This is a genomic window from Mucilaginibacter sp. BGA-UO-ETr-C110 (genome assembly GCF_059567985.1).
Window position 1 is genome coordinate 2,865,601 of record NZ_JCAQPB010000002.1, and the last position, 13,141, is coordinate 2,878,741.

Genomic DNA, 13,141 nt, shown 5'->3' on the forward strand with positions numbered 1-13,141 from the left:
TGCCAAAAACAAACACTATTTTGATGAATATTAATACCAGGGAAATAAAAAGCTTTTTTTACAGCCAGTATTTTTCTGACGGTTTACGTATCACAGCGGGTATACTCCTGCCCTCGCTGGTGTTGCTGGAATTTAACCAGTTTGATCTGGGTCTTACCTTTAGTTTGGGAGCGCTTTGTATTTGTGTAATTGACAATCCCGGTCCGGTAACCCATAAGCGCAACTCTATGGCTATAGGCAATTTATGCCTTTTCCTGGTAGCGGCCATTACCGGTTTTGCCCGGCTTAATTTATATACGCTTGGGTTAGAGATCACTTTGTTCTCGTTCCTGTTCTCCATGTTTACGGTTTATGGTAACCGAGCCGCTTCTGTGGGCACCTGCTCCCTGCTCATCATGATATTTATGATGGATAAGGCCCAACCTGCTGGCAATGTACTGTGGTACAGCGCCACTATCCTGGTAGGTGGTTTATGGTACATGGCCTTCAGTTTGATATTCTTTGGCATCAGGCCTTACCGTGCGGCACAGCAAGCCTTGGGTGAGAACGTAGCCGACATTGCCAAGTTTTTAAGGATCAAAGCCGACTTTTATTTACCCGAGAAAGATATTGATGATAATTACCGTAAACTGGTATCGCAACAGATCCAGGTTAGTCAGCACCAGGACGCCGTACGCGAGCTGTTGTTTAAAAGCCGGGTGCTGGTTAAGGAATCAACCGGGGCCAGCAGGGTATTGGTATTAACTTTTGTTGACCTGGTAGATATGTTTGAACAGATCATGGCTACCCATTATGATTACAGTGAGATACGCGAACGGTTTAAAGATACCGGCATCCTGAACGAGATTGCCCGAATACTACAGCACATGGCCGATGAGCTGGACGAGATCGCTTATATTGTACTGTCAAATACCCGCAACCGTCATCTTACCGATTTTAACCTGGAGCTGGAAAAACTAAAGTTAAAGATTGATGATATAGGCAAAAACAACCAGGAGATCAGTAACCTGGTACTCAAAAAGATCCTGATCAACTTGCGCGACTTGAGCGAGAGCATCAACAATATATATAATTATTACCATTCCAAAACAGCCCCCAAATCAACCGAATTGCGCGGTGAAGTGGAGTACTCACAGTTTGTTACGCACCAGGATTACGCCCCACACATCTTCTTTGATAACTTCACTTTGGATTCGGGCGCATTTAAACATGCACTGCGGGTATCGCTGGTTTGCTTGATGGGTTTTATTACGGCCAAAACCGTGGCCCAGGGACATCATAGTTACTGGGTGTTACTCACTATCATTGTGATCCTGAAACCCGGTTTTAGCCTATCTAAACAACGAAATTACCAGCGCCTCATCGGCACTATCTGCGGGGGGGCTATCGGCATACTCATCTTAAGCTTTATACCTGATAACACTGTACAATTTATTTTTTTAATAGTGTTTATGATCGGCACCTATAGCTTTTCAAGATTAAATTATGTAGTATCGGTAATTTTTATGACGCCCTTTGTACTTATCCTGTTCAAGTTTTTAGGTGTAGGCTTATTGAATGTAGCGCAGGAACGTATACTGGACACCCTCATCGGTTCGTCCATCGCGTTTATTGCCAGTTACATGATATTCCCTACCTGGGAGTTTGACCAGATACAGGAAACCCTGCGTGATGTGATCGTGGCCAATATCAATTACCTGATAACCATTGCCGAAAGTTTATCGGGCAAAGTTACCGGCACCACCATGTACAAACTGGCCCGTAAGGATGTGTATGTAAAATCGGCCAACTTATCGGCTGCTTTTGAACGGATGACGTCGGAACCCAAAAGCAAACAACGTAAAGTAAAAGACGTACATAAGTTTGTGGTTTTAAACCATATTCTGTCGTCGTACATCGCCAATATCGCATCGGGGCTGGTAAAAACGGAATCGCAGTTACCACACACCGAAGCGCTTAAACTGGTTAAGAAAAGTATATCGGTATTAAATGAAAGCAACAAAAAGCTTCTGGGGGAGCCAATTGAATTCAATATAGGTAAAACAACAACCGTTAGCGACGCCGAAAAGATTGAATTATCCGCAGAGGATACCTTATTGAAAGAACAGTTAGGATTTATCAACAAGATCAGTTACGATATTGCCAAAATAACTGACAATATTTTGCAGTAAGATGAAACTAATGACGCTTGTTAATGATTGGTGTAATTAACTGGCCGCCTTTGCTTTTTTGGCATGATTGCAACTTTTTTTCACACAGTGCTTTACATAACTTTTTGTACACAGTTTGTTGCTTTTTACATGCTTGTTATCTAAACCAGGAGAGTTAAAAAACAAGCCGCCGGTAATTGCCAATAAGATTAAAGTTTTCATGTTTAGGAGTTTGGTGCTTATATGACGATAATAAATAGCAAAACGTTACAATCAATCGAAAAAAAAGTGATTTTGGCGCATCCATAAACAATTAATGTATTATTAATTAATCAGTTACAAGCTTGGTAGGCATAAATAAAAAAAAGTCAGTGACCTCGCGTTACTGACTTTTTTAATTAACTATTAACTGACCAAATATCTTAACGAAAACTACTTGGCTCCTACAAACATAGTGCGTAAATCAAAAATGGGATATGTGAAAATCACCCATAATGGTTATGTTTATAAGTAATATTTTGTTTAAAACAACAAAAGCCACTCTAAATGAGCGGCCTTTGTTGTAATTTTAATGTGATAGCAATTAATAACCAGGGTTTTGAACCAGGTTAGGGTTTTTATCCGTATCGTACTTAGGAATAGGCAGGATAACATAGTCAGAGCCATATGCCTGAGCGGTAATTACGCTGTGAGCCGGGATCCCTCTACCTGTACGCAGATAATCAAATTCGCCTTGTCCTTCAAAAGCTAATTCAATACGTCTTTCTGTTAAGATAGCATTTATCAAATCAGTTTTAGTTGCAGGAGCAATAGCGGCGGCATGTGAACGTGACCTAACCTGGTTAACTAAAGTCACCGCGTTAGCATCTACTGCGCCGGCTAAATTAGCGAGTGCTTCTGCTTTAATCAAAAGAATTTCAGAATACCTTAAAACAGGTACCCAATCTGCTACACCAACATATTTACCTGTCCAAAAAGCTCCACCTTGTTGAACGATCATGTTTTTATAGCGCAGATCATTGGTGGTATCCATTAAAGAAACATAATTTGTACTAACCTGAATATCACCTCTCTGATCAGGATTGTAGTGCTGACCAAGCGCATTATTTGTATTAGGGTTATCAGCACCATTCATAGCTACCGAGAAAATACTTTCTTTGGTAGTATATGTACGGAAAGGAGTAAGCGGGTCAGGATTTAAAATATAACCACCTCCTATAATCTTGTCTGCATAAGCACTTGCCTCAGTATATTTTTGTTCATATAAATATACACGGGCCAATAAAGCTTGTGCTGCACCTTTTGTAGCCCGGGCAACATTTGAAAATCCCGGATCACCATAATTAGCCGGAAGTTTAGCTTCAGCATCCAACAGATCTTTCTCAATTTGAGCATATACTGCCGCTACCGATGCGCGTGGTAATTGGTTTGATGAATCAAATGGAGCATCTGAACTGGTTAATACCAACGGTACACCTGGATGAGTGGCTCCGGCCGTAAATTTATAAGGTTGTGCCCACATATTTACCAGGTAAAAATAGTTCAACGCTCTGATAAATTCTGCTTCGCCATTATACTGGCCAATTTTAGCAGCACTTACACCACTGGCGCTTGCCAGGTTTTTTAAAAATAGGTTAACCTCACCTATTGATCTGTATGCACCTTGCCATGCACCAGCGGTATATCCTTCGCTTGAAGTTACCGTTACAAACTGCGGCAGGGGGTTAAAATAAGCCGGAGGGTTTACATCAGTACCCCTTACATCAACGTAAATTAATACACGTCCACCAAAAAAGTTAATATTCTGCAATTGATCATACATACCAATGGCTGCCTTTTCAATCCTGTCGGGGCTTGAGAAAACCGCATCCGGAGATAAACTGGTTTTGGGGTCCTGAAATAATTGTTTACGGCAAGAACTTGCAGTAACTGCAATCACAGCACTTAATGCAATAATGCCTGTTTTATATTTATTGAAATTTTTCATCATTTTCTCTATTACTGTTTAAAACTTAGAATGAAGCATTTAAACCTAATGTATAAGTTCTTGGATTTGGTATTGCACGGTTATCATAACCAGTGGCAATGTTAGTATTAACCCTGTTACTGTTAACCTCTGGGTCAACGCCGCTATAACCAGTTATAACAAAGGCATTATATACAGAAGCAGAAATACGCAGACTTTGTAAGCCTATGGCTGATAATGTACGGCCTTTTAAGCTATAGCCAATTGACGCTAATCTTAAACGGAGATAATCACCTTTTTCAAGGAACCTGGTTGAGGCCTGGTTTGCAGTATTATCTAAGCTTGATAAACGTGGGATATCAGTTTTCTGACCAGGAGCAGTCCAACGGCCCAGTATTCTGGCATCATTATTCTGGAAATAGTTGGTCATTAAGCCAGAATAAGTTGAGTTATACAGATAATTACCACCAGAATAAACAGCAGAAACGGTCAAATCAAAATTCTTATAAGTTAAAGTGTTATCAAAACCACCAAACCATGTTGGGTTACCGGTTTTACCTTCCTGGTATTGTGCATCGGCAGAAGTTATTGCTGTAGTAGCAGTACCATCTGGCCTGGTGTATTTTTGAGTTACCTGATTGTACATTTTTATACTACCATCAGCGGCATACCACATTGGATAACCGGTTGCAGGATCAACACCGGCCCATTTGATCAGCTTATAAGTTCCTAATGGACGGCCTACGCTGGCAACTGTAGCTGCAGATGTGATATCTGCATTATTGTTGGATTGTATCAGGCTTAAAACTTTATTAGCAACATGGGTATAGTTAATTGATGATGTCCAGCTAAAATCTTTTGATTTAATATTTACCGTATTAACAGTGATCTCGATACCACGGTTGCGCATATTACCAATATTGGTAGCAATAGTTGAGTTTGGTACACCCACAGTATATAATACAGGCGCATTTAATATTAAACCATTAGTAGAGTTATTGAAATAATCGGCATCTAAAGTAATGCGATTGTTCAATGCTGCTAAACTAAAGCCAACATCTGTTTTTAATGAAGTTTCCCAGTGTAAATTGGCATTACCTAATTGACTGCTTGAAAAACCACTTAATGCTGCATATAAACCACCACCATACAGTGTTCTGGAAGCATAAGGATCAAGACCACGTGAGTTACCTACTTTACCGTAGCTGCCTTTTATTTTCAAGTAACTTATATACTTATTGTCTTTAAAGAAATCTTCTTTTGACACAACCCAGCCTGCAGATACACTTGGAAATTTACCCCAGCGGAAATTGTTACCAAAACCAGAGAAAGCATCCTGGCGATAAGAACCTTCAACAAAGTATTTATCATCAAAGGTATAACCTAAACGCCCAAAGTATGATTCTAACCCTGTTGTATTGATGGTACCACCAGAAGCTAACAGAATGTCGCTGGTAGTTGATGGATCAATACCACTATAAGTATTATCAATAATATCCTGGAAGAATGGGTCAACAAAGTTATTTGCTGACGCAAATGTTTGTTGCTCTTTGGTAAACTGATACTCCATACCTGCTGTTGCAGTAATACGATGTTTTTCTGCAAAGGTATGATCATATGAAGCATAGTTTTGCCAAACCCAGCTATTGCGGGTTAAGTAATTATCCTGAACCAAACCTGCATAAGATGATCCTAAACCAGAAAGTACCGGGTTGCTATATTGATCTTCAAAAGATTTCTGAAGGTCAACACCATATTTGGAAGTTATTGATAAACCAGTAACTGGCTTTATTTCAACAAAAGCGTTGGCCAGAACCTGCTCTGGAGTAAGGTTGTTTCTTTGTAGGGCAACTACTGCTAAAGGGTTGCTTATACGATTTTGGATAAGATTGGTACCGTTAACTGATATAATGTTATTACCTAAACCAAGATAACCAAAACCTTCTTTAGCTCCAGATCCTGTTATATTATACCCCCCTTGTTGTATAGACCCGGCAGGGTTATAAGGAGAAACTGTTGGAAATGCGTTATAACCCGAAACGCTGGCACCTGCCAGGTATGCATCCGTTAACACGCCATTGTTCATTGATCTGGTATACTCTAATTGTACACCTGCGTGAACATATTTGTTAGGGGTCAGGTCAATATTTGTTCTAACCTGCGCTGTTCTTAAACGGTTACCAAATACAATACCTTTTGCATCAGAGTAACGAACAGATGAAAAGTATCTCGCCTTTTCAGAGCCACCTTCTAATGATAAGGAATTATCAGAAGTAAAACCGGTATTGAATATTTGTTTCATCCAATCGGTACGATCAGGCTGTCCATCACCATTAATATCACTGTTTACGGCAACTGTAGGCGCGCTTGCACCAAATCTGTTTTTAACTTTTTCGTTATTAATGATATTAAATTGATCGCCATTTAACAGCTTAGGTACTTTGCTGGGGCTTGACCAACTTTCTCTTGACTGAAAGCTTATTTTGGTAGTTCCGGCCTTACCTTTTTTAGTGGTTATAATAACTACTCCATTTGCGGCACGCGAACCATATATAGCGCCTGCACCTGCATCTTTCAACACATCGACAGACTCAATATCATTGGGATTGATTAATGCCAATGGGTTAAAACGAGTTCCGTTACCACCGTTAAACTGGCTTAAGTTATCTGATGAGTTCATCGGTATTCCGTCAATAACAAATAAAGGCTGTGAGCTTAATGAAATAGAGTTAACACCACGGATGCGGATACTATTTCCATCAGCTAATGTACCGCCAGCTTGAGAAACCTGAACACCCGCAGTTTTACCACTCAATGCCCTATCTAAACTTTCAACAGGCTGGCTTGATATTGCATTCCCGGTGATGTGGCCAATAGCGCCATTTTGCTCACGAACTTGCTTTGCGCCATAACCAACAACCACAACTTCAGTTAATTGGCTTTGAGCTGAGCTTAATGAAACTGTAATTGTAGTAGCTGTACCAATAGTTACTTTCTTAGTAGTATAACCTATAAAAGAGAAAGAAAGTGTACTACTACCACTCGGAACTGAAATTGTAAACTTCCCCTGAGCGTCAGTTTGGGTACCCGTTGCAGTTCCTGTTACGCCAACTGTTACACCGGGAAGCGGCAAACCTTCTTCCTGCGAAGTTACCGTACCCTTAATGGTTCTATTTTGCGCGTAGGCCATTGAAGCCGTGCAGAAAAAACAAACCATGAAAATTTTAAGTAATTTGTGCTTCATGCTTTTTTTAATTTATTATTAGTATATATATTTAAAAGATTTTGCGTTTATATAACCGGATAGATTGCGTGTTGGATTGCATTCAGTTCTTTCATACTTATCAATTTATTTATTATAAAAAATTAAAAATGATACCTGCAAATGAGCAAATACCTATTAATTTTTTAACATTTCTCAAGTATTAAAGAGCGAAAAGAAACCAACTTAACGTATAATAAATTATACCAGATCTTTATATAGTTAGATAATTACGCAGGTTAAAAGATCGATTGATGACTGTGATTCGGCTGCAGGTATTTTGGTGATACCCGTAAATAACCGTAAATGAAATAATTTAAGTAGGTGCTATTATCATAAGACATGTGGTTAATAGTTAATCATATATAAGCTAAGTCAACTTATATCATTAATATAAACACAATAATACTATATGAAAATATTGATGGATGTGCGATAATCACCATTTTGATCACTTTCGCACATCCATTTGTCGTTTAAATGTAAACTTAATATTATATTATTATTTAAGAGTGAAGCAAAACAACCATTAAGCAGTTTGCCTGTATTTTAATGGTGTAATTTTATAATGCGTTTTAAATAACCTGATAAAGGAGCTTGGGCATTCAAAGCCAATAAGGTTTACAACTTCGTTAATAGGATAAGCTGTGCTTTTTAGTAAAGCTTGTGCTCTTTTTAGGCGCAGTTGTATTAAAAACTGATGTGGGGTTAAATTAAATGCCTGTTTAAAAGTCCGTAACAAGTGGTTTACCGACAGGCATGAATGTTCTGCCAGATCTTCCAGACTTATATTTTGGTTATAGTTACTGTACAAGTATTCTTTAGCGCGGTTAAGCCTGCGTAATATCTCTATTTTGGTACTGGCATTTAAAAAATGAAGCTTATCTGCTTTTTTAAATATCTCTTCATTATAGATACTGAAATAGTTGATGAGGCAATGGTGCAGATATTCATTGATCAGCAATTCATCATGCAGACCCGTATCCAGGTATTTTTTGAGGTGATACACATTATGCATAATATCACCGGTAAATGGGTAAATAGTTTCATCAAACTCCTGGAATTGTTTTCCTTTATTTCCTCCCTTTCCAGATAGCCGATTATCGCCCAACAGCCAGCAGTCTTTAAAATTCTGCAAAAATTGCTGATCAAAGCTTATACTGAATGACTGTACCGGAATATCTGAGTCGGTATCCGTAGAATATTGTGTGCCCCTATTCAATATTAAAAAAGAATCGGGGTATATGGATAAATGCCGCTTACCTATATCGTAACGCTCATTTCCTGCAAAAACAAACCTCAGGCTAAAATCTGAGCTATATTGCTGATTTTGTTTCTGACTGCTGGTACGGCTATAAATTTTATTATTGTTCCGTAATGTTTTTGAATAATCCATCATATAAAAATTTATATTTCTGTATAATTTCTTTCCTCTAATAAAATAAACCGGTTGCCTGATGGGTCCAGAAACTCGGCCGCAAGGCCCGTTGGCAGGTAACGTGGGACTGTTGAAAAAAACACACCCGCGGTTTTGTACAAATGATAATCTTTCAAACAATCATCGGTATTTAAAATAACACAGCTCTTAAAGGCGCTGCCACCAACAACAAGAGCTACATCAAGATTGTCGGCTTGTAATACGGCATATTCTTCGCCTTCTGCAAACGACATATTACTGATCGGGTTGAAGCCTAACTTTTGCGTATAAAAACTTATCTGCGCGTCGGCGTCCTCTGCAAAAACAGGGATATATTTCAATTTCATGTTGCAATAGCTCTTATAAAAGATTTTTCCGGAAATCAACCCAATATCAATAACAAGTAGTTAGGGGTGATGATTTGGTGTGAGGTACAGTAGCCGATCAGTTAAAACTACTGCACATACCAAAGATAGGCTGGTAGCAAAGGCAACGTATCCCCCAAATAGGGGGATTTATTTATTATTAAACAATAATAAATACAATAAAAAATGCACGGGAAATTACTCATTTACAGAGTAAAGCATCGTTTTGATCAGATAAGTTTATTTTGCTTAGCCATTTTTATGGCATCTGCACGGGAGTTAACATCAAGCTTTACGTATATGTTTTTGATGTGGCTACGTACAGTTTCAAGGTCAATAAATAGTTCTTTGGCAATCTGGCTGCGACTTTTTCCATCGCCAATCAATTCCAGTATTTGAGTTTCGCGTTTGGATAAGGGCGACTCCTGATTTTTTTGGAATGAACGTATAACCAGTTTGGCAATATTAATGCTCATTGGGCCGCCACCATCCTTAACCTCTTTGATGGATTCAATTATTTTAGCGGATGGCGTATTTTTAGTAAGATATCCGGATGCCCCATTGGCTAAGGCGTTGAATATTAATTTCTCGGATTCATAAACCGTTAATATTAACACATAACATTGTGGCAACAGCTTCTTTAATTTAGGGATGGCGTCAACCCCATTGGTGCCAGGCAATTCAATATCCAGCAGTACAACATCAGGGCGGTCGATCGTTATTTTCTTGGCGGCTTCGTCATAGGAGCAATAGGTGCTCACTACTTCATATCCTTCGGTGGCGCCAATTAAGTAAGCATAACCATTTCTAATGGTTTCATCGTCCTCAATAATGGTTATTTTTATAGTGCGATTCATCTTCTTTTTCTAATAATTAAGCGACAACGTTTTTTCTGAACTTTAGCTCTACCGAGGTTCCCTTACCTTCTTCCGAAACAATAACCAGCTCGGCATTAATACGTTTTGCCCTTGCTTTTATGTTATGCATACCATGCCCCTTTGATAGGGTATTACTGCTAAAGCCTTTACCATTATCGGTAAGTCGCAAACTGACCTCGTCTTTATCAACATAAGCCCAGTGTAATATAACCTGCCCGGCATCAGCATGTTTAAGCGCGTTATTCAGCAGTTCTTTATATATCATGGTAATATTGCGGCTATACTCCATCGGTAGTTTAACTTGTTTCAGGTTATCATCAATTTTGTTAAACTCAAAATCAACCGGCATATCCTGAAACAGCTCAATGCCAATTTCTTTAATGTGTATCAAAGTTTCATATAAATTATCGCTTTTGGGGTCTAGGGCCCATAAAATATCTTTGGTACCATTATAAAGGGCAGCTGCATTTTGTTTGATCTGGTCAACAAGCCCATGCTGATCTGTTTTGCTTTGATCAATTTTGGCGTTTAAAATTTCTGAAAGTATAGAAATACGGGTAAGTTTATTCCCCAGGTCATCATGAAAATCTTCAGCTGTTTGCTGCCTGATCTTTATTTTTTCTTCCTGTTTAATGGCCTCAATGGCTTGTTGCCGTTGTATTTTGCTATGGTGCCAAATATTTTGTAAACCAAAACCTATTAATACAAAGAACAGTACCGCCGATATTTGAAAAGTAAGCGTTTTATAAAATGGTGGAATAATTTCAAAACTAAAATTAGCCGTATCCGGCGAAACTTTGCCATCAGGGCTTATGGCCTTTACCCTAAACGTATATTTACCAGGCGGCAACATGGGGTATTCAACAACATTGTTTTTTACGGGCGAACAAAAAGTGCTGTCTAAACCCACTAATTTATAACGATATGACACACCCGTAGGATTTTTTAAATAAATGCCTAAAAAGGAGATGGCCAGGTGGTTTTGATTATAAGTTAAAGTAGCCCCATTATTTAAATAAGTAAAAGCGGTATCCTTACTCCTGCTTATCTGCGGCATCAACTTTACATTTTCAATAATGATATGTGGGGGTGGTGAAGATCGCGTTTGTAAACGGGTATTGTAAACCATAACAGATTTGGTGGTTGCCACCCAAACCTGATGATCCTTATAAAGTATAGCGTTTTGATTGGTTTCAAAAATGGGCTCCTTTGAACCCGAATTATCGATAACTGCAAATTTATCCGCGGCCTGATCAAACTTCATTTGATTCACGCCTTTACCTGTACCTATCCAAACATTGTCTGTATCATCAGTTATCAAGCTGTATATTGTATTTGCTTTAAGACCATCATTTACGGTATAACTTTTTAACTGATTATTTTTCAGGTTCCAAACAAATAAACCCCTGTCATCGGTGCCTATTAAAATCAGGTTATGATATTTGATCATGGTGAGGATAGCGGAGTTTTTAAGAACGCTTTGATTATAGGTCTGCACTACTTTTTTATTTACCAGCAGTACAATACCATTTTGCGTGCCTATAAACACAGAATCGCGACCTGCCGCTACTAATGATGATGAGTATTCAGGCACGCCTTCCAACTGTTTAAGCACCCCCTTTTCATAATAATAGCAACCTAGTGATGTGGCCAGCCAGATAACCCCGCTATCATCAGCTATAATGGCGTGGTAAGCTATTTCATCACTTCCTTTTACCTGCCTGAAACCCTTTTGATCATACTGCCACAACCCAGCCTGGCTTGTACCTATCCAAACGGTTTTATTTTTATCGGTATATAAACATTGTATACCCGCTAAATACTTAGAACTGGCTGGTGTTGTTATACTGCTGAGTTTTTTACCATCATATCTTATCAACCCTCCCCCATCTGCCCCCAACACAATATGATCGTTCCAATCTTTGGTGATCCCCATAATTATTTTTGACTCAGGCAAACCCTGTGTGCCATCAAAAGTCACATATTTACTACCCTCGCAACGGTATAAACCATTACCCAGGCTCCCAAGCCAAAGATTATTGTCTGTATCAACATATATATCTGCAATAGAGATATCGGTAAGTCCATTTGAGGAGTCGTAATGAATAACATCACCATCCATTAAACAATAGGCGCCATTATCTGTACCTATCCAAAGGTTCTTGTACTCGTCCTGTTCAATGCAGAGCAGCTGCCCCTTTACGTTTGCCATTTGAGCTGAGGCATAGGGCATCACCTGGTTATCGCTTATATAAAATAGGCCTTTCCAGGTTAACAGGTAAGCCCTTTGTGTATCAAATTTGTCAAACAATATTTTTCTTACGGCAAGCTGCTCATATTTTCCACTAAAGCGGGTGGAATATGCCCATCCATTGCGGGTTAAAGAATATATACCTTTTCCATAAACGGCTGCATAAAGTCTGCCGGTTTTATCAACGGTTATAGTGGTCACTTTGCTGCTATCATCAAATGTCACAGGCTCCATCTTATTGCCGGTAATTTTAAATAAAGCATAGCCCATCACCGCCCAAATAGTACCACTTCCATCCTGGGCTATATCGGTTACAATATTGTGTTTCTGAGAGGCTACAGGTTTGTAATTTACTATTTTGCCATTGTGAAGCATAGCCAATCCATCAAGTGTACCAAACCATACACGCCCGGCACGATCAGAAAAAACGGTGCTTACGTAGTTATTAGGCAACCCATTCTGCCTGGAATATCCTAAAAACTCCTTTCCATTAAAACGGCAGGCTCCTCCAAAAGTGGCTATCCATAAACGATGGTCATTATCCATCGTGAACTTATTTACCTGCGATTGGATCAAACCGTCGTCGATATCATAATGCGCAAACGTATATTTTTGCCCCAACGCCGGAAATATCTGCATTAAACAAATAAATACAACACACCAAAACACCCGCACCAGATATAAAAAATACTTGTTCACTTACGTGTAAATTAATAGTTTGCAGTATTACCGCAATTAAATTCAAAATAAAGCTAAATAAAATAAAAAAAATCACCCTTTTGGGGTGATTCATTAATATAGGGTATATTGGTTAATTCCCCTATGAATTTTTATAATAAGATCAGTTAAATA

Annotated in this window: 7 protein-coding genes; 1 reads left to right on the forward strand and 6 read right to left on the reverse strand. The window is 38.8% G+C overall.

Going from position 1 to position 13,141, the window contains the following annotated elements; translation table 11 throughout:
• The first annotated feature begins 23 nt into the window (after window positions 1-23).
• Window positions 24-2,171: an FUSC family protein gene (locus tag AC57BQ_RS12570; RefSeq protein WP_496406609.1), complete on the forward strand. Its 2,148-nt coding sequence runs from the start codon at window positions 24-26 to the stop codon at window positions 2,169-2,171.
• A 562-nt stretch (window positions 2,172-2,733) separates the two neighbouring features.
• Here the strand turns inward: AC57BQ_RS12570 and AC57BQ_RS12575 are convergent.
• From AC57BQ_RS12575 to AC57BQ_RS12600, 6 genes are all read right to left on the reverse strand, one after another.
• The gene (locus AC57BQ_RS12575) at window positions 2,734-4,140 is read right to left on the reverse strand and encodes a RagB/SusD family nutrient uptake outer membrane protein (RefSeq protein WP_496406610.1); all 1,407 of its coding nucleotides are present in this window, start codon (window positions 4,138-4,140) and stop codon (window positions 2,734-2,736) included.
• A 22-nt stretch (window positions 4,141-4,162) separates the two neighbouring features.
• Window positions 4,163-7,360 carry a SusC/RagA family TonB-linked outer membrane protein gene (locus AC57BQ_RS12580; RefSeq protein WP_496406611.1) on the reverse strand — a complete coding sequence of 1,066 codons (3,198 nt, stop codon included), beginning with the start codon at window positions 7,358-7,360 and terminating at the stop codon, window positions 4,163-4,165.
• A gap of 547 nt (window positions 7,361-7,907) precedes the next feature.
• On the reverse strand, window positions 7,908-8,777 hold the full coding sequence (locus tag AC57BQ_RS12585) for a helix-turn-helix domain-containing protein (protein ID WP_496406612.1): 870 nt from the start codon (window positions 8,775-8,777) through the stop codon (window positions 7,908-7,910).
• 8 nt (window positions 8,778-8,785) lie between these two features.
• Window positions 8,786-9,142, reverse strand: coding sequence for a VOC family protein (locus tag AC57BQ_RS12590; protein WP_496406613.1), 357 nt, complete (start codon window positions 9,140-9,142; stop codon window positions 8,786-8,788).
• A gap of 248 nt (window positions 9,143-9,390) precedes the next feature.
• Window positions 9,391-10,017, reverse strand: a complete 627-nt coding sequence (locus AC57BQ_RS12595) for a response regulator transcription factor (RefSeq protein WP_496406614.1) — start codon at window positions 10,015-10,017, stop codon at window positions 9,391-9,393.
• A gap of 16 nt (window positions 10,018-10,033) precedes the next feature.
• The gene (locus AC57BQ_RS12600) at window positions 10,034-12,988 is read right to left on the reverse strand and encodes a sensor histidine kinase (RefSeq protein ID WP_496406615.1); all 2,955 of its coding nucleotides are present in this window, start codon (window positions 12,986-12,988) and stop codon (window positions 10,034-10,036) included.
• Window positions 12,989-13,141 lie beyond the last annotated feature (153 nt).